Annotated in this window: 17 protein-coding genes; 8 read left to right on the top strand and 9 right to left on the bottom strand. The window is 73.4% G+C overall.

All coding sequences use genetic code 11. The features are described from left to right. Positions 1-229: 229 nt before the first annotated feature. Entirely contained in the window at positions 230-1,207 is a 978-nt protein-coding gene (locus ACFWI8_RS24445; protein WP_387095172.1) for a LysR family transcriptional regulator, read from the bottom strand. Positions 1,208-1,330: 123 nt separating this feature from the next. Here ACFWI8_RS24445 and ACFWI8_RS24440 point away from each other — a divergent pair, with 123 nt between their 5' ends. Both ACFWI8_RS24440 and ACFWI8_RS24435 read left to right on the top strand, forming a co-directional pair. Beyond that, the gene (locus ACFWI8_RS24440) at positions 1,331-2,449 is read left to right on the top strand and encodes a PrpF domain-containing protein (protein WP_387095167.1); all 1,119 of its coding nucleotides are present in this window, start codon (positions 1,331-1,333) and stop codon (positions 2,447-2,449) included. Between the two features lie 39 nt (positions 2,450-2,488). Continuing rightward, complete coding sequence (locus ACFWI8_RS24435; RefSeq protein ID WP_387095164.1) at positions 2,489-3,766, top strand: SLC13 family permease; 1,278 nt, start codon at positions 2,489-2,491, stop codon at positions 3,764-3,766. Between the two features lie 50 nt (positions 3,767-3,816). Here the strand turns inward: ACFWI8_RS24435 and ACFWI8_RS24430 are convergent, their stop codons facing one another. The 8 genes from ACFWI8_RS24430 to ACFWI8_RS24395 form a co-directional block, all read right to left on the bottom strand. Next, positions 3,817-4,305: a hypothetical protein gene (locus tag ACFWI8_RS24430; protein WP_387095161.1), complete on the bottom strand. Its 489-nt coding sequence runs from the start codon at positions 4,303-4,305 to the stop codon at positions 3,817-3,819. Positions 4,306-4,395: 90 nt separating this feature from the next. Beyond that, on the bottom strand, positions 4,396-5,424 hold the full coding sequence (locus ACFWI8_RS24425; RefSeq protein ID WP_387095198.1) for a sodium:calcium antiporter: 1,029 nt from the start codon (positions 5,422-5,424) through the stop codon (positions 4,396-4,398). Between the two features lie 109 nt (positions 5,425-5,533). Then, positions 5,534-6,574 (bottom strand): hemolysin family protein, encoded by a 1,041-nt coding sequence (locus ACFWI8_RS24420; protein WP_387095158.1) that lies wholly within the window; start codon positions 6,572-6,574, stop codon positions 5,534-5,536. Next, on the bottom strand, positions 6,571-7,908 hold the full coding sequence (locus tag ACFWI8_RS24415) for a hemolysin family protein (protein WP_387095155.1): 1,338 nt from the start codon (positions 7,906-7,908) through the stop codon (positions 6,571-6,573). Before ACFWI8_RS24415 ends, ACFWI8_RS24420 begins: the two co-directional genes overlap by 4 nt. 245 nt (positions 7,909-8,153) lie before the next feature. Next, the gene (locus ACFWI8_RS24410) at positions 8,154-8,357 is read right to left on the bottom strand and encodes a cold-shock protein (protein ID WP_311597666.1); all 204 of its coding nucleotides are present in this window, start codon (positions 8,355-8,357) and stop codon (positions 8,154-8,156) included. A 177-nt stretch (positions 8,358-8,534) separates the two neighbouring features. Next, positions 8,535-9,200 (bottom strand): SDR family NAD(P)-dependent oxidoreductase, encoded by a 666-nt coding sequence (locus ACFWI8_RS24405; protein ID WP_387095152.1) that lies wholly within the window; start codon positions 9,198-9,200, stop codon positions 8,535-8,537. Positions 9,201-9,250: 50 nt separating this feature from the next. Then, positions 9,251-10,156, bottom strand: a complete 906-nt coding sequence (locus tag ACFWI8_RS24400) for a helix-turn-helix transcriptional regulator (RefSeq protein WP_387095150.1) — start codon at positions 10,154-10,156, stop codon at positions 9,251-9,253. Positions 10,157-10,236: 80 nt separating this feature from the next. Then, on the bottom strand, positions 10,237-11,286 hold the full coding sequence (locus tag ACFWI8_RS24395; protein WP_387095147.1) for an NAD(P)-dependent alcohol dehydrogenase: 1,050 nt from the start codon (positions 11,284-11,286) through the stop codon (positions 10,237-10,239). Positions 11,287-11,460: 174 nt separating this feature from the next. On the opposite strand from ACFWI8_RS24395, the gene ACFWI8_RS24390 reads away from it, so the two are divergent. The 6 genes from ACFWI8_RS24390 (at position 11,461) to ACFWI8_RS24365 (ending at position 16,575) form a co-directional block, all read left to right on the top strand. After that, positions 11,461-12,339, top strand: coding sequence for an aldo/keto reductase (locus ACFWI8_RS24390; protein WP_387095144.1), 879 nt, complete (start codon positions 11,461-11,463; stop codon positions 12,337-12,339). A gap of 85 nt (positions 12,340-12,424) precedes the next feature. Next, a complete protein-coding gene (locus ACFWI8_RS24385) occupies positions 12,425-13,066 on the top strand; it encodes an ArsR/SmtB family transcription factor (RefSeq protein ID WP_387095141.1) in 642 nt (213 codons plus the stop codon). Then, a complete protein-coding gene (locus ACFWI8_RS24380; RefSeq protein ID WP_387095138.1) occupies positions 13,063-13,791 on the top strand; it encodes an SRPBCC domain-containing protein in 729 nt (242 codons plus the stop codon). Before ACFWI8_RS24385 ends, ACFWI8_RS24380 begins: the two co-directional genes overlap by 4 nt. 42 nt (positions 13,792-13,833) lie before the next feature. Continuing rightward, positions 13,834-14,406: a dihydrofolate reductase family protein gene (locus ACFWI8_RS24375; RefSeq protein WP_387095134.1), complete on the top strand. Its 573-nt coding sequence runs from the start codon at positions 13,834-13,836 to the stop codon at positions 14,404-14,406. A 70-nt stretch (positions 14,407-14,476) separates the two neighbouring features. Beyond that, positions 14,477-15,271: a class I SAM-dependent methyltransferase gene (locus ACFWI8_RS24370; protein ID WP_387095131.1), complete on the top strand. Its 795-nt coding sequence runs from the start codon at positions 14,477-14,479 to the stop codon at positions 15,269-15,271. Continuing rightward, positions 15,268-16,575, top strand: a complete 1,308-nt coding sequence (locus tag ACFWI8_RS24365) for an FAD-dependent monooxygenase (RefSeq protein ID WP_387095128.1) — start codon at positions 15,268-15,270, stop codon at positions 16,573-16,575. The genes ACFWI8_RS24370 and ACFWI8_RS24365 overlap by 4 nt, the downstream gene beginning before the upstream one ends.

Below are 16,575 nucleotides of genomic sequence, written 5' to 3'. Positions count from 1 at the left end.
CCGGGTGGGCAACCTCCGGGGGCGCCGGATGGTCAAACCGGGCGACATCCGCCCCGACCTCGTTGGAGGACCCATGTCCGCACGCCGACTCCTCGCCACCGCCCTCGCCGCCGCCTGCGCCCTGGCCGCGGCGCTCACCGTCTCCGATGTCGCCCCGATCCTCATCGGCGGTGTGCTGATCGGAGCCTGAGCCTTCCCCGACGGGCCCGTGGGCCTCGCGGACGGCCGGTCAGGCGCGCGGGGCCCGGGGTCCGCCGACGCGGCGGACGGAGCCGAGCTGGTTGCGGTCCAGGTTGGTGTCGGTGAACCGCTCGGCCACCGCGTGCAGGATGTCGATCATGGCGAGCGTGGCCGGCGTGGGCATCCGGTTCTCGGGGCGGGCCAGCAGGATCCGGCGGATCGGCGCGGGCACGTCGGCGCCGAGCCGCACCAGTCGTACGTCGTTGCGCCGGTTGGTGAGCGCGAGCCGGGGCGCGATGGCGATGCCGAGGCCGGCGGCGACCATGGCCTGCGCCTCCTGGTAGTCGTGTGACTCGTAGGCGATCCGTGGCTCGAAGCCGGCGAGCCGGCAGCTGCGCCGCAGCACCTCGGCGACCGGATGGTTGTCGGCCCGGATGATCCAGTGCTGGGCGGCCAGGGAGCGCAGGCTGACCTCGGGCTCGTCGAGGAGCCGGGAGTTGGCCGGGACGACGAGCACGGTGGGGTCGTTGAGCAGGTGGGTCAGGGCCAGGGCCTCGTCGCTGACCCGGTTCCACCGGTAGTCCCACAGCAGGGCGAGCTCGACCTCGCCGGTGTGCAGCATCTCCCGCAGCTGGGCGAGCATCGCCGACCTGACCACCACCTCGGCGCCGGCGTGGGCGCGGGCGAACCGGGTGAGGGCCAGCGGCAGCAGCGAGGCGCTGACGGTGGGGAAGGAGCCGAGCCGCAGGGTGCCGCGGTCGAGTCGGGCGAAGGCGTCGAGATCCGCCTGGGCGGCGCGCAGCTCGCGGCGGATCGCCCGGCCCCGGGCCACCAGCGCCTCCCCGGCGCCGGTCAGCCGCACGCCGCGGGGCAGCCGTTCGAGCAGCGGCTGGCCGACCTCGGCCTCCAGCCGGGACATCTGCTGGGAGGCGGCGGACGCGGTCATCCCGGCGGCGGACGCGGCGCCGGTCAGCGAGCCGTGTTCGGCGATCTCGGTGAGCAGCAGCAGTCTCCGTACGTTGAGCACGCGTCGAGTCTAGCCTTTAGCTGCGCTAAACCCCTTCTAAGAAAATGGGTATTGTTCTCAACTCTTCACGGTGCCATCGTGAGCGCGTCCACGGCCCGTAACAAGCACAGAAGGACGGCTGAGGTGCGCGTTTCCGCGAGTCTGGTGCGTGGTGGCACGAGCAAGTGCTGGCTGTTCGACCACCGGCACGTCCCCGCCACGCTGGACGGTCTCGAGCGGCTGCTGGTCGACGCGTACGGCGCGAAGGACCCGGTCCACCTGGACGGCGTCGGCGGTGCCACGCCCACCACGTCCAAGGCCGCGGTCGTCAAGCCCTGCCCGGACGAGGGTGTCGACGTCGAGTACCTCTTCGGCCAGGTCGGCATCGGCGTCGACCGGGTCGAGTGGGGCAGCAACTGCGGCAACTGCGCCACGGCGATCGCCCTGTGGTCGGTGACCAGGGGGCTGGTCCCGATCAGCGGCGACCTGACCAGGGTCGTGATGCGCAACACCAACACGGGCGCGCTGCTGGAGGCCACCGTCGACACCGCCGGCGGTCTGGTGCCCGAGTTCGGCACCCAGACCGTGCCGGGCACCAGGTCCGGCGGGGTCGCGGTCGGCCTGACCTTCCTCGACCCGGCGGGGCGGACGACGGGCGCGCTGCTGCCCACCGGTAACGCCGACGACGAGCTGCGGTTGGCGGGCGAGACGGTCCGGGTGACCATGCTGGACGCCGGCGCGCCGGTCGTCCTGGTCGACGCGGCCGCGGCCGGCCTGACCGGCGCCGAGCCGGTCGCCGCGCTGCGCGGCGAGGTGGGCTGGCTGCGCTCGGTGCGGCACGCCGCCGCGCCCCGGATGGGACTGCTCCGTGCCGGCGAGGAGCCGGGCGACGCGGTGCCCAAGGTGGGGCTCGTCGGCGCGCCGGTGCCCTACGTCAGCTCCACCGGCGACCGGGTGGCCGCGAGCGACTACGACGTCTCGGTGCGGATGCTCACGATGAACGACCCGCACCCGGCGATCGGCCTCACCTCGGCGGTCGCCATCGCCGCGGCGCACCTCGTTGACGGATCGGTGGTGCGGCGGGTATCAACGGCCACAGCCGACTCCCAGCTGCGCATCGGCACACCCGCCGGTGTGGTGCTGGTCAGCGCGACCGACATCGGCCCATCGGGACCTCACCGGGTCACCGTGCGTCGTGCCGCACGCGTCCTGTGCGACGCCGAGATCCTCGTGCCGGAACCGGCCCTTCCGACAGCGGCCTGACGGTTCCGCCCCCTCTCTCCCCCGGTAAGGACGACAACGATGTCTGCTGAAGCCATATCCATCGCCGCGCTGTTGGTCATGTTCCTGGTCGGCACCGTGCTGCCGATCAACATCGGCATCCTCGCCTTCGTCGCCACGTTCGTGGTCGGCACCTCGGCGCTGGAGATGACCGAGGACGAGATCTTCGCGGGGTTCCCGGTGAACCTGTTCGTGACGATCGTCGGCGTCACCTATCTGTTCTCGATCGCGCGCCGCAACGGCACCATCGACCTGCTGGTCGCCGCCGGCGTGCGGCTGGTGCGGGGGAAGGTCGCGCTGATCCCCTGGGTGCTCTTCGTCGTGGCCTCGGTGTTGACGGCGTTCGGCACCTTCACGCCGGCGGCCGTGGCCATCCTGGCGCCGATCGGCATGAACTTCGCCTTCCAGCACCGGCTCAACCCGCTGATGATGGGGATGATGGTGATCAGCGGGGCCCACGCGGGCGCGTTCTCGCCGATCGCCGTGTCGGGCGCGCTCGTCCTGGACATGGTCGAGGACACGACGCTCTCGGTGTCGGCGCCCACCCTGTTCTTCGCCAGCTTCGGCTTCAACCTGCTGCTGTCCGCCCTGACCTTCGTGCTCCTGCACTGGCGGGCGCGCGTCCGGGTCCCGGCGGCCGCGGCCGCGGACACCACCGCCCCCGAGGGCCCCGGCTCAGCGGAGGACCCCGGTACCGGCGTGACCTGGCGGCAGGCGCTGACGCTCGTCGCGCTGCTCGTCCTGGTGGTCGGCGCGCTGGTCTTCGAGCTGCAGATCGGCTTCCTCGCCCTGGCGGCCGGCGCGGTGCTGGCCCTGGTCGACATGAAGAACCAGGAGAAGGCCGTCGAGGGCATCGGCTGGTCCACCATCCTGCTCGTCGCGGGCATGATGACCTACGTCGCGATGCTGGAGCACGCCGGGACCATCGAGATGATCTCCGAGCACGCGGCCAACGTCGGCGCGCCGCTGGTCGTCGCCCTGCTGCTGTGCTTCACGGTGGCGGTGACCTCGGCCTTCGCGTCGTCCACGGCCATCCTGACGGCGATCATCCCGATCGCCGTGCCGCTGCTGCTCGCCAGCCACCTCAGCCCGGCCGGCCTCATCGCGGCGCTGGCGATCTCCACGACCATCGTGGACGTGTCGCCGTTCTCGACCAACGGCGCCCTGGTGCTGAGCAACGCCAGGGGCGTCGACCGGCAGGGCTTCTACCGCCAGGTCATGAGCTACACCGCCGGCATCGTCGGCCTCGGCCCGGTCCTCGCCTGGGGCACCCTGGTGCTGGTGCCGTGGTCCTTCTGAGCGGGTCGTAGGGGACGCGGCGGGCGCGTCGCCACTCCGCCGTCAGGCCGTCAGTAACAGAACCAGGCGTCGGGCAGTTCGTCGTACGCCTCCCGCGACTCCGTGACGTCGTCGTCGTAGGTGACGTACCCGGCCGACAACCGCTCCGGTCTGAAGGCCAGACCACCGCCACGCCCCGAGACCGTGCTGGCGCGTATCTCGTACGTGGTCCCGGCGTGGAGCTCGACGGTCAGCGGATGCCGGGTGGTGTATCCGTCCGGCTCCCCGCCGAGGCCGAGCTCGCGCACCGGCTCGCCCCCGTCGGCCTCGACGCGCCATAACAGCAGCCGCTTGCCGGTCCTCCCCGTCGAGGCCGAGCTCGTGTCGCCGCGCAGGTACAGGCTCATCTCCGTGATGCCACCACCGGACTGGCAGTCCCGCACGCCGATGACCGCGTTCTCGGCGTCGTCGCCCTGGACGAAGAACACGCCGTAGTACGGGCCGCACGCGCTCAGCAGGGGCATCAGGCAGAGGGCCGTGACCGCTCTTCCCCACCTCATGCCGTGGAGCCTACGAGCGGCAGGGCACCGTGCGGTTCCGCGGGCGTCTCGGTCCGGCGGCGATCGGTGCCCCGACGTCGCTGCCGGGGGTCAGACGGCGAGGGTGGCGACGATCGTGCCGTAGAGGGCGATGAGGAGGACGCCGTCGAAGCCGACGCGCAGCCAGCCGCGTTCCTGGCGGACGAGGAGGCCGCCGAGCAGGATCGTGGTCATCACGAGGGCGCCGGCGGTGAGGAACAGCTCGTCGGGGCTGGCCGCGTGGTAGAGGGATCCGCCGCGGTAGGCGAGGTCGCCGACGACGAGGTTGAGCGCGTCGAGGCAGTTGCCGCCGATGACGGCGGCGACCGCGAGGGTCACCGCGCCCCGGCGGACGGCGGCGATGGCGGTGACGGTCTCCGGCAGCGCGTTCACGATGCCCAGCAGGACGGCGCCGACGAAGCCGGCGGCCAGGCCGGTGGCGGCCACGAAGGTCTCCGCGGCCCGGACGACGACCCAGCCTCCGGCCACCACGACGACCGCGATGCCGAGGAACTCGGCCCACAGCCGGCCGTTGCCCCGCCGCGCGGTGGCCGGTCCTTCGTCGGGCACGTCCGGCACGGTCTCGCTGGTCCTGACGGCCACCCACAGGGCGCGGCGCCGGTCGCTGATCAGCCGCAGGCCGCCCCAGTAGAAGAACACCAGGACGGCGGAGGCCGGGTGCACGCCCCACAGGGTGACGTCGGGGCTGAAGGCGGCCATCAGCGCGATGCCGAGCAGGGCGATGAGCAGGCAGCCGAAGAGCAGGTTCGGCAGCGAGGCCGCCGCGTGTTCGAGGTTGACCCGCCGGTAGGCGAGGTCGGCGGCGGCGACGGCCAGGGTCTGCGCGGCGATGCCGCCGACCGCGTTGGAGTAGGCGAGGTCGGGGTGGTTGTCGGCGGCGCTCACCGCGGTCATGACGATCCCGGAGAGGGACGTCACCAGGCCGAAGAAGACGGCGCCGAACAGCGCCTCGCCCTGGCCGGTGCGGTCGGCCAGGACGTCGCCCAGGGTCGCCAGGCGGACGCTGCACAGCACGGTGAGCGCGCCCGCCACCAGGAAGAGGACGATGCTCCAGCCGAGCGGCCATTCTCCGGTCACCAGGTCGGACACCGTCAACTCCTCGTCTCGGAAACGCCGTACCGGGACCGTTTCGGGTACCCGGGGCACGGTGTCGCACGCTTCCGAGCCGGAGTTCAGCGGGCCGTGGGCCTCACTCCCGCGCCACGGAGCCGGGCCGCACGGCGGGTGCCCCGACCAGTTCCGCCAGGACGTCCTCCATGGTCACGAAGCCGAGCAGGGTGCCCTTGTCGCTGGTGACGGCGGCCAGGTGGGTGGAGGCGGCGCGCATCGCGGTGAGCGCGTCGTCCAGCGGGGTCTCCGGCCGGACCCGGATCACCGGGTGCGCGGCCTCCCGGGGGAAGGGACGGTCGCGCTCGACGGCGGCCAGCGCGTCCTTGACGTGCAGGAAGCCCAGCACGGTGGCGCCCGGGCCGGTCACCGGGAAGCGGGAGAACCCGGAGGTCGCGGCCGCCCGTTCCAGCTCCCGCGGCGTGACGCGGTGGCTGACGGTCGTCATCCGGCTCAGCGGCACGGTGATCTCGGCGACGGCGCGGGTGCCGAGTGCCAGCGCCGTGCGCAGCCGCTCGCTCTCCGCGGTCTCCAGCAGGCCGGCGTCGGACGAGCTCTGGACGATGCGGGCCAGTTCCTCGTCGGTGAACACGGAGGCCACCTCGTCCTTCGGCTCGACCCGCAGCAGTCGCAGCAGGGCGTTGGCGAAGGCGTTGATCCCGAAGATCACCGGGCGCAGCGCCCGGGTGAGGCGCACCAGCGCGGGGCCGAGCGCGAGCGCGGTGCGCTCGGGCGCGGCCAGCGCGATGTTCTTCGGCACCATCTCGCCGACGAGCATGTGCAGGTAGGTCGCCACCGAGAGGGCAATGGCGAACGCGATCGGGTGCACCAGGCCGTGCGGCACGTGGGCCGCCTCGAACCCCGGCTCCAGCAGGTGCGCGATGGCCGGTTCGGCGACCGCGCCGAGCACCAGCGAGGAGACGGTGATGCCCAGTTGGGCGGTGGCCATCATCGGCGAGAGGTGCTGCAGCGCCCACAGCACGGTGCGGGCCCGCCGCTCGCCGGCGGCGGCGCGCGGCTCGATCTGGTCGCGGCGCACCGAGATCAGCGCGAACTCGGCGGCCACGAAGAACGCGTTGGTGAACAGGGTCAGGACGCCGAGGGCGAGTTGGAAGGCGGTCACCGGTCGTCCTCCTGGCGGGTCTCGTCCCGGCGGGTCTCGTCCGGGCGGGGGGCGGTGATCCTGACCCGGTCCGCGCGGTGGTGCTCGGTGGCCAGCACGGTCAGCCGCCAGCCGGTCACGTCGGTGGTGTCCCCGGCGTCGGGTATCCGTTCGAGGCGGTGGGCGACGAACCCGGCGACGGTCTCGTACGGGCCCTCGGGGACGGTCAGGCCGACCGCCTCCCGCAGCTCGTCCACCCGCAGGCCGCCGTCGACCTCCCAGGCGCCCGGGCCGGTGGCGGTCAGCTCGGGGCGCTCGGCCGGGTCGTGCTCGTCACGGACCTCGCCGACGACCTCCTCCACGATGTCCTCCAGCGTCACCACGCCGGCGGTGCCGCCGTACTCGTCGACGACCACCGCCATCGGGCCCTCGTCGCGCAGCCGCTCGAGCAGCCGGTCGACCGGGGCGCTGTCGGGGACCAGCGGCGGCTGCCTGACCAGCTCGGCGACCGGGGTGGTGCGGCGCTTCTCCTCGTCGAGGGCGAGGACGTCCTTGATGTGCACGATGCCGTCGATGTCGTCGAGACCGGTGTCGTAGACCGGGAACCGGGAGTGGCCGGTGGCCAGCGTGAGGTTGGCCGCGTCGGCGGCGGTGGCCGAGGCGTGCAGGGCGTGGACGTCCACCCGGGGGGTCATCACGTTCTCCGCGGTCAGCTCCCCGAGGTGCAGGGTGCGCACGAACAGCTCGGCGGAGTCGCGCGGCAGCACCCCCTCGGCGGCCGAGTGTCGCGCGAGGGCCACCAGTTCCTGCGGGGTGCGCGCCGACGCCAGCTCCTCGGCCGGCTCGAGGCCGAACCGCCGCACCAGCCGGTTGGCCGTGTCGTTCAGGTGCCGGATCAGTGGGCCGAACGCGGCGGTGAAGCCGCGCTGCGGGCCGGCGACGACCTTGGCGACGGCGACCGGCCGGGAGATCGCCCAGTTCTTCGGGACCAGCTCGCCGATGACCATGAGCAGGATCGTGGAGACGGCGACCCCGAGGGCGACGGCGACCGAGGAGGCCGCGCCCTCGGGCAGCCCGGTCGCGCGCAGCGGGCCGGCCAGCAGCCGGGCCAGCGAGGGCTCGGCGAGCATGCCGATGACCAGGGACGTCACCGTGATGCCGAGCTGGGCGCCGGACAGCTGGAACGTCAGGCGGCGCACGGCCGCCAGCGCGCCGGCCGCGCCCTTCTCGCCGGCCTCGGCGGCGCGCTCCAGCGCACCGCGCTCCACCGTGGTCAGGGAGAACTCCGCCGCGACGAACACCGCGCAGGCCAGCATCAACGCGACGGCCAGCGCCAACAACAGCACTTCGGTCACCGTGTCACCCCCCACCCCGGCTGCTCGGTTCGGTCGTTCGGGGGGACACGGCGGGTACTGGGTGGCTCGTCCACGGGGAGTGAGCACGCTCCGTTCGGTCGTCCTGGGCTGTTCGGGTGAGCCCATGCTAAAGGGACGACCGGCGAGCGGCCTCGTGGCCGTCGTCACCCGGAACGCGAGCAGGAACGCGAACCGGGGCCCGCACCAGACGGTGCGGGCCCCGGTGGGCGATGCTTCGAAGGCGATCAGGCGGGGGTGATGTTCTCCGCCTGCGGGCCCTTCTGGCCCTGGGTCACGTCGAAGGAGACCCGCTGGCCCTCCTGCAGCTCACGGAAGCCCTGAGCCGCGATGTTCGAGTAGTGGGCGAAGACGTCGGGGCCGCCGCCGTCCTGCTCGATGAAGCCGAAGCCCTTTTCGGAGTTGAACCACTTAACGGTGCCCTGAGCCATGACATTCTCCTTCGGTAGGCAGAGGCCCCATCCGGAGAAGCCGGAAAAACAAATAATGCGCCTGAGCGAAGCAATCTCGTCAGGCGCACATAAGTCTATGGGTACCACAACTGCAACTGCCTTCAGCCTAGCACGATCCGGCCCGGAAGGGGCTCGAAGGCCGGCACCTCGGCGTGTTCAGTCGGGCAGGGGTTCCGCGTAGTGGCGGAAGGCGCCGCGGGTCCGGTGTATGTCGTACAGCCGCTCGGCCAGCGCGGTGGGGCTGCTGTGCTCGGCGTCGGCCCGGATGGCGCCGGGGACGATCAGCTGTGCGGCGTGGATGTTCTCGGGGGTCAGGGCGTCGTGGAGCATGCGGGCGTAGGCGCTCTCCGCGGCGAAGGCGACGGAGGTGCCGGCCCGCTCGGGGTGGGGGCGCACCGCGCTGCCGCCGTTGACGAACAGCAGGGTGCCCCCGCCCAGCTCGCGCATCCCGGGCAGGACGGCGTTCACGCAGGTCACGGGGGACCTGAGGGAGAAGGTGAGCGGGTCCTCCAGGTCGTCGGCGCCGGTGTCGAGGACCGGCCTCATGAAATCGGCGCGGGGTACCGGGCTGTACTGCAGGATCTCGACAGGGCCCAGCGCGGTGGCCGCCTCGGCGAGCGCGGCGGTCAGCGAGGCGGGGTGGAGGGCGTCCGCGGTGAAGCCGCGGGCGGTGATGCCCGCGCCGGCCAGCTCGGCGGTCAGCGCGTCCAGGTGTCGGCGGTCACGGGCGACGAGGGCGACGGAGTGGCCGGCCGCGCCGAAGCGGCGGGCGGCGGCCAGGCCGAGGCCGGGTCCGGCGCCGACGAGGGCGTAGGTGGTCATGACGGGGCTCCCTGAGGGGGGACGGGTGGGGTGGCCGGCTTCGCGGCGGGTCAGTCGTGCGTCGTCGTGGTGGGCCGGGCGCTCTCGGCCCGCGCCCGGTCGCCCGTGGCGCCGGACTCGCGGGTCGCCGCCCAGCTGGCGAGCAGTGCGAACTTGTCGGCGGACTCCGTGCCGGGGTCGACGCTGTAGGTGACGATCTGGAGGCCCGCCTCGCCCGGCATCTCGAAGACGTCGAACGAGACCTCGACCACGCCGACCTCCGGGTGTCGGAAGGACTTGACGCCGGTGCGGTGCGCGTGCACGTCGTGTCCAGCCCAGTCCTTCCTGAACTGCGGGCTGCACGCGGAGAGCTCGCCGATGAGCGCGGTGAGCTCGCGGTTGAGCGGGTCGCGGCCCGCTTCGAGGCGCATGATGGCCGCCACCGTGCGCCGGGCCTGGGGCCAGTCGACGTAGTAGTCCCGGGCGCGGGGGTCGAGGAAGACGAACCGGGCGATGTTCGGCTGCCGCTCGGTGTCGAAGTGTGGCGCGTACAGCGCCCGTCCCATGAGGTTGGCGGCGACCAGGTCCTGGGTGGCGTTGTGCACGATCGCCGGGACCGCCAGGTTGTCCAGCACGCGCCGGACCGACGCGCGGACCGACCGCTGCGGCCCGCCGCGGCGCGCGGTCGGCGCTGCGGGGGCGGTGCGGGCCAGGTCGAACAGGTGGGCGCGCTCGACGTCGTTGAGCTGGAGCGCCCGCGCGATGGCGTTGAGCACGCTCTCGGAGGCGCCGCGGATGTTGCCCCGCTCCAGGCGCGTGTAGTAGTCCACGCTGACCCCGGCGAGCAGGGCGACCTCCTCGCGGCGCAGCCCTGGCACCCGCCGCTCCCCGCCGAAGTCGGGGAGGCCCGCCTGCTCGGGGGTGACGTTCGCGCGGCGGGAGACCAGGAACTCCCGCACCTCGTCCTTGGTGCTCATGACCTCAACGGTAGATCGGTCCCCGGCCCGGGTGGGGGGCCCTGTCGGAACCCCCCACCGGGCGCCCTCGCGGGCGAAGCTCAGGCCGCGGCGAAGGTGCTGGCGTCGATGACGAACCGGTAGCGCACGTCGGAGGAGAGCACCCGCTCCCAGGCCTCGTTGATCCCCGCCGCGGGGATGATCTCGACCTCGGGGGCGATGCCGTGCTCGGCGCAGAAGTCGAGCATCTCCTGCGTCTCGGCGATGGAGCCGATCTTCGACCCGGCGAAGGAGCGCTGGTTCTCGAACAGGGTGAACAGGGTCACCGGGACGGCCTCGGGCGGGGCGCCGACGCTGACGATGGTGCCGCCGAACGACAGCAGCCCCAGGTAGGCGTCCAGGTCGAGGGGCGCGCTGACGGTGTTGACGATCAGGTCGAACGAGTTCGCCAGCCGCTCGAACGTCGCGGGGTCGCTGGTGGCGTGGTAGTGGTCGGCGCCGAACCGCAGGCCGTCCTCCCGCTTGCGCAGGCTCTGCGAGAGCACGGTCACCTCGGCGCCCAGGGCGTGGGCGATCTTCACGGCCATGTGCCCGAGGCCGCCCAGGCCGACGACGGCGACCTTCCGGCCGGGGCCGGCGTTCCAGCGGCGCAGCGGCGAGTACGTGGTGATCCCGGCGCACAGCAGCGGGGCGGCCTTCTCGAACGGGATCGCCTCGGGGATCCGCAGCACGAAGTGCTCGTCGACGACGATCCCGGCGGCGTAGCCGCCCTGGGTGACCCGGCCGTCACGGTCCTTGCCGTTGTAGGTGTCGGTGAAGCCGTTCAGGCAGTACTGCTCGCGCCCGGCGCGGCAGTTCTCGCACTCCCGGCAGGAGTCGACCATGCAGCCGACGCCGACCCGGTCGCCGACCCGGTGCCGCGTGACCTCGGAGCCGACCTCGGTCACCACGCCGGCGATCTCGTGCCCGACCGTCAGCGGGTAGGGGACGGGCCCCCAGTCGCCGCGGACGGTGTGGATGTCGGAGTGACAGATGCCGGCCCACCGGATGTCGATGCGGACGTCCTTCGGGCCCACGGCACGCCGCTCGACCACCCCGGGAACGAGCGGCTCCGTGGCGGAGGTGGCGGTGTACGCGGGTACGGAAGTCATGGTTGTCCTCGGAAAAGACGATCGGGGAACGGGTGGTCGACGGCCACGTTTCACCCCGAAGATAGGCGGACAGAGGCGCTGGGTGGGAGGCCCCGTCAGAACCCCCCGCGCGCGGAAGACGCGCCGTTGACGTCGGCCAACCACCGGACCCAACGTCGAACAGGGATGTTCCCCATGCAGCAGCGCTCCATCGGAGATGTGCGGGTCAGTGCCATCGGGCTCGGCGGGATGCCGATGTCGGTCGAGGGCCGCCCGGACGAGGCCCGCTCCGTCGCCACGATCCACGCCGCCCTGGACGCCGGCGTCACGCTCATCGACACCGCCGACGCCTACCACCTCGGCGCCGCCGAGGTCGGCCACGACGAGACCGGCCACAACGAGTCCCTGATCGCCAGGGCACTGCGGACGTGGGGCGGCGACACCTCCGAGGTCCTCGTCGCCACCAAGGGCGGCCACCTGCGCACCCAGGACGGCACCTGGATCCTCGACGGCCGGCCGGAACACCTGAAGCGGGCCGCCAGGGAGTCCGCCGTCCGCCTCGGCGTCGAGGCCATCGGCCTCTACCAGCACCACCGCCCCGACCCCGAGGTCCCCTACGCGGAGACCGTCGGGGCCCTCGCCGAACTCCTGGACGAGGGCGTGATCCGCCTGGCCGGCATCTCCAACGCCGACCCGGACCAGATCCGGCTGGCCAACGAGGTCCTCGGCGGCCGGCTGGCCGCCGTGCAGAACCAGTTCTCGCCCGCCTTCCGCTCCAGCCTGCCCGAGCTGGAGCTGTGCGCCGACCTCGGCGTCGCCTTCCTCCCCTGGAGCCCGCTCGGCGGCATGCGGCACGCCGGGGAGCTCGCCACCCGGCACGCCGCGTTCGACGCGGTCGCCAGGCGGCGCGGGGTCAGCCCGCAGCAGGTCTGCCTCGCCTGGGAGCTCGCCCTCTCGCCGACGGTCGTCCCGATCCCCGGGGCCTCCCGGCCCGAGACGATCCGGGACTCCCTGGGCGCCCTGGACCTGACGCTCACCGCCGAGGAGCTCGCGTACCTGAACGCGGCGGGCTGAGGGACGGCGACCCGCGCGCCCCCACCTCGTAACCGACAAATATTCTCGCCTTGACAAAAATTATTGTCGGTACGAGGCTGGGGGCGTGCTGGACGTCGCTGTGATCGAAGAACCCGCCGCGGCCGAGGCGTCCCTGGACCCGACCCGGTCCCGGATCCTCGCCGCCCTGGCCGAGCCGGGCTCGGCCGCCATGCTGGCCGGCCGCCTCGGGCTGCCCCGGCAGAAGGTCAACTACCACCTCAAGGAGCTGGAGCGGCACGACCTGGTCGAGCTGGCCGAGGAGCGGCGCAAGGGCAACGTCACCGAGCGGGTGTACCGCGCCACCGCCGCCTCCTACGTGATCTCCCCGAGCGCCCTGGCCGCCGTCCGCCCGGACCCGTCCCGGTCCCCCGACCAGCTCTCCGCCCGCTGGCTGCTGGCCCTCGGGGCCCGGCTCGTGCAGGAGGTCGGCGCCCTGCTGACCGGCGCCGCCCGGGCCAGGCAGCGGGTCGCCACCTTCGGTGTCGACGCGGAGGTGCGGTTCGCCTCCGCCGCCGACCGCACGGCCTTCGCCGAGGAGCTGGCCCAGGCCGTCACGGGCCTCGTCAGCCGCTACCACGACGAGTTCGCCCCCGGCGGCCGGAGCCACCGGGTGGTCGTCGGGCTCCACCAGATCCCGGCCGAGCGGCCCGGCACCGAGGCGACGCCGGAGCAGGCGTCCGACGCGCGACAGGAGAACCCGCGATGACGCGCCCCTTCGAGATCGAGCAGCAGGCCGACCTCCCGGCCAGCCCGGAACAGGTCTGGGAGGCCATCGCCACCGGCCCTGGGATCGACTCCTGGTTCATGGGGCGCAACGAGGTCGAGCCGCGCGAGGGCGGCACCACCACCATGGAGACCGGGGGCCAGCGGGAGGAGGGCGTGGTCACCGCCTACGAGCCCGGCAAGCGCTTCGCCACCCGCACGCCCACCGCCGAGGACGGCCGCTTCATGGCCTTCGAGTACCTGATCGAGGCGCGCGACGGCGGCAGCACCGTGCTCCGCGTCGTCCACAGCGGCCTGCTCGGCGACGACTGGCAGGACGAGTACGACGCGTTGCGCCGCGGCTGGCCGTTCCACCTCCACACGCTGCGCGAGTACCTGGCCCACTTCCCCGGCCGCACCGGCACCCCCGTCTTCGCCGTGGCGCCGTCCGGCGAACAGCGGATCAGGGCGGCCCTCACCCGCGCCCTCTCGCTGCCGAGCCGGGTCGCCGTGGGCGCGCGGGCCCACGCCGAGCCGGCCGGGCTGCCGCCGCTGGACGGCGAGGTGACCTGGGCGGACGACGAGCGCTTCGCGGTCCGCACCGCCGACGGCATCTACACCTTCCACCACTTCCCCGGCGTGGCGCTGATGTTCCACCACCTCTTCGGCCCCGCCCCGGAGGCCGCCGAGGCCGCCTGGCAGCGGTGGCTGACCGACCTCGTGGCCTGACCGGACCCGACCAGCCCCCTACCGAGACAACCGGAGAAACCCATGCGCACCCTGATCAGCACCGCCTTCGTGTCGCTCGACGGCGTCGTGGAGGCACCGGGCGGCGAGCCCGGCTACCGCAACGCGGGATGGACCTTCAAGGAGGTCGAGTACCTCCCCGAGGCCTTCGAGATCAAGGACCGGGAGCAGCAGGAGTCCACCGCGCTCCTGCTGGGCCGGGTCAGCTACGAGTCGTTCAGCCCGGTCTGGCCCGGCATGCCGGACTTCGCGCACTACAACACGCTGCCGAAGTACGTCGTCTCCACCACCCTCACCGAGGACCGGCTGGTCACCGACTGGGGCGAGACCACCATCCTGCGCTCCCTCGACGAGGTCGCCGCGCTGAAGGAGACCGAGGGCGGCCCGATCATCGTCCACGGCAGCGCGACCCTGAACCACGGCCTCTCGGACGCCGGCCTGATCGACCGCTACCACCTGCTCGTCTTCCCGCTGCTGCTGGGCGCGGGCAAGCGCCTGTTCAGCACCACGGACAAGGACACCCAGCGGCTGCGTCTCGTGGAGCACGAGGTCTACGGCAACGGCCTGCAGAAGCAGGTGCTCGACGTCGTCCGCTGACCCGGCGACGCCCTACCGCGCCAGGCACCCGGCCCCGGTGACTCCCGGGGGACGGTCTCGTTCACCGGTCATGACGCCGAGAACGACCGGACGCGCGGAACAGGCTCCGCCCGCCACGACCGTCCACCTGCCGCGCGGCGGCCCCGACGCGTCCTGGTGGGACCGCCGGTTCGAGACCGACCGGGTGGAGTACATCGACCGCCCGGACGCCGAGGCCCGGTGCCGGCGGGTGCTCCGCGGCCTTGACCGGTTCCAGCGCCTCACGGGCGCCTACCGGGTCTTCAGCCGCCTCGCCCTCGCCGAGGTCGAGGGGGTGCCCGAGCCGCGCGTGCTGGAGCTCGGCGCCGGCTACGGCTGTCTGGCGCGGCACCTCGTCGACCGGCACCCCACCGTCAGGATCACCGTCAGCGACGTGAACCCCGCCGTGGTCGACGCCGTCCGCCGGGGACCGATCGGGCACCACCCCCGGGTGGACTGCTCGGTGGTCGACGCCACCGCGATCGACGCCGGCGACGGGGCGTACGACCTGGCGGTGCTGACCACGTCGCTGCACCATCTGGCGCCGGACGGGGTGGCGGCGTTGCTCAGGGAGGGCACCAGGGCCGCCAGGACCCTGCTGGTCGTGGACGGCTGGCGCAGCCCGCTGCTGCTCGGGGCCGTGCCGCTGATGTTCCTGACCGGCGGCCCTGCGCAGGCCCACGACGGCATCCTCAGCGTGCGCAAGCTGTACGGCTCCGCGGCCCTGCACGCGCTGGCCGAGCGGTGCGGGGCGCCGGTGCGGCTGCGCACCAGGTTCGCGCTGCCCGGCTACCTGGTCGCCACCGCGGCGCGCGACCCGCGGCCGCCCCGGAGGGCGGGCGGGTGAGCGGCCCGGCCGGGCGGCGGCTCAGCACCCAGGTCGCGATCGTCGGCGCCGGGCCCGCGGGGCTGGTGCTCGCCTGCGCGCTGGGGCGGGTCGGCGTCGACGCGCTCGTCCTGGAGCGGCATCCCCGCGAGGTCGTCGAGCGGCGCCCCAGGGCCGGGCTCCTGGAGCCGCGGGTCGTCGCGTACCTGCGCTCGCTCGGCCTGGCGGGCCGGCTGCTGGTCGAGGGCACCCGGCACGGCTGGTGCGACTTCCTGTGCCGGGGCGAGCGGCTGCGCGTCGACTACGCCGCACACAGCGGCGGGCTCCGGCACTGGGTATATCCGCAGCAGTCGCTGGTGCGCGACCTGGTCGCCGCCCTGTGCGGAGCGGGGCGCCCGCCGCTGTTCGGCCGGCCGGTGACCGCCGTGCCGGCTCCGGCCACGGGCCGTCCGCGCGTCGAGTGCGAGGGTCTGGAGATCGACTGCGAGTACGTGGTGGGCTGCGACGGCGCGCACGGCGTGACCGGGGACGCGTTGCCGAGGGCCCTGAGCGGCCGCGGCGTCCGCCGCTACCCCTACGACTGGCTCACCGTGCTGGCGGAGGTGGACCGTCCGGTGGAGGGCGTGCTCTACGCCCTCCACGAGGAGGGCTTCGCCGGTCTGATGCCGCGGAGCCACCACGTCGCCCGGCTCTACCTCCAGGTCCCGGCCGGCGACGACCCCGAGCGCTGGCCCGCCCACCGGATCCACGAGCGGCTGCGGGTCCGCCTCGCCGGGGTCCTCGGGGAGCTGCCGCGGATCGGCCGCGTCACCGGGACGGGCGTGCTGCGCATGCGGAGCAGCATCAGGGACCACCTGGTGAGCGGCCGCCTCCTGCTGGCCGGCGACGCGGCGCACGTCCTGACCCCCTCGGGCGCCAAGGGCATGAACCTCGCCATCGCCGACGCCGCCGAGCTGGCCCACGCCTTCGCGCGCCGGTACCTGGACGGCGACCGGCAGGGGCTCGCCGCCTACGCCGCCCGCCGACTGCCGCACGTGCACGCCACCCAGCGGTTCTCGGACCGGCTGCTGCGGCTGCTGCACCTGTCGCCGCGCGACCTGCACGACCCCGTGCGCGCCCTGGCCCTCAGGGCCGCCGAGATCCGCCGGCTGGCCGAACCGGGCCGGCACGCCACCGCCTTCGCCCGCCAGTACGTCGGCGCGGGACCCGAACTGCCGCCCCTCCCGGCCGCCACGGCGAGGGGCGTACGGTCGGGGGCGTGGACGACCGCGGCGAGGCCCCGACCGGTTCACGCGTCCCACACCACCCAGACGGGAGACGACTGA

It is taken from the genome of Streptomyces sp. NPDC127098 (genome assembly GCF_042722465.1).
GTDB lineage: Bacteria > Actinomycetota > Actinomycetes > Streptomycetales > Streptomycetaceae > Streptomyces > Streptomyces millisiae.
This window is presented reverse-complemented; position numbering and strand designations above follow the sequence as displayed.